Raw genomic sequence first — 647 nt, forward strand, 5'->3', positions numbered from 1 at the left:
CCGCCCGCATACGCCTGTGTGTAGTTGCCGAACTCCGTTGAGCTCTCCCCGAAGGTCCAGCCGAGCACATCGCCGTAAAAGGTCCTGGCGCCCTCGAAATCGGTGAACATCGCGTCGGCCCAACACGGTGTTCCTGTCGCGAAGGTGGTCATGGTCCACATGTCCTCTCGGTCGCCGCGCCCGCCGGCCGGTGGGCGGTTCCGTTCCGCGCTCTCGCGAGTCGGTTCCCCTTTGCCACCGGTACGGAATTCCGCGCCGTAACCCGCGGCTCGCCGGGGCCGCGGCCGGCGTAAGCGCCGGTCAACGGGGGTGACCACGCTAACGGTTCGCGGCCCGCCGGCCTGCGAGCGACTCGGCCAATTCCTACGGCACATCGAGGTCATTCACGGTCCGCATCGCGGAATTCAGGGCCCTAATTCCGACAGGCGAGAACACGTTTTCCGACAGGCGAAAACGGCTATCTCGCCGGCAACTGATCGAGCGGGAAAAACGCGCGAAGCACTTCCCGGAGGGGGTAATGTCTGCGCACCGTCCCGCTTTTTTCCGTCCCGCCGTGCCCGGTGCCGTCGCGCCGAAGTACCCGCCGTACACGCCCGTGCCCAGCACGCCGCACCACACCGGTACGCCGCCGTCCTTGTGCCGGGGGC

1 protein-coding gene and 1 pseudogene are annotated in these 647 nt (G+C 67.4%); both read right to left on the reverse strand.

Annotated features, from left to right (window positions below; translation table 11 throughout):
• A pseudogene (locus KUM32_RS44480) lies at positions 1-152 on the reverse strand (VOC family protein); the annotation flags it as partial.
• 211 nt (positions 153-363) lie between these two features.
• A partial coding sequence (locus KUM32_RS39860; protein WP_217146609.1) for a hypothetical protein occupies positions 364-647 on the reverse strand: 284 nt, incomplete at its 5' end.

The sequence above is a fragment of the Streptomyces sp. AC627_RSS907 genome (assembly GCF_019049165.1).